Origin of the sequence: Paraburkholderia sp. J69-1, assembly GCF_905220255.1 — a bacterium.
Classification (GTDB): Bacteria; Pseudomonadota; Gammaproteobacteria; order Burkholderiales; family Burkholderiaceae; genus Paraburkholderia.
The window spans coordinates 1-322 of the sequence record NZ_CAJMZG010000109.1; the positions used below are offsets into that span (position 1 = coordinate 1).

The 322-nt window shown below is 56.5% G+C and carries 1 protein-coding gene; it reads right to left on the reverse strand.

The features are described from left to right. On the reverse strand, positions 1 to 322 hold a 322-nt coding region (locus tag U5A67_RS40610), incomplete at both ends, for an IS30 family transposase (protein ID WP_321959839.1).

Genomic DNA, 322 nt, shown 5'->3' on the forward strand with positions numbered 1-322 from the left:
TCGGGTCAATTTCAATTCCCTGCTTTTTGCAGCTCTCTATAAACGCCTCTGCCGGTGTGCGCCAGTCAAGCGTCTTGCGTGGGCGTATGTTCATTTCCATTGCAATCGCGTCGAGCTGGCGCTGCGAGAGCACCGAGAGATCCGCTCCCTTAGGCATGTACTGGCGTAACAGACCGTTGGTGTTCTCGCAGATACCACGCTGCCACGGACTGTGTGGGTCACAGAAGTAGATTCGGATACCCGTGGCCTCAGCCAGCTTCTTGTGCAGCGCCATCTCCTTGCCCTGATCGTACGTCAGTGTCTTGCGCAGTTCTTCCGGCAG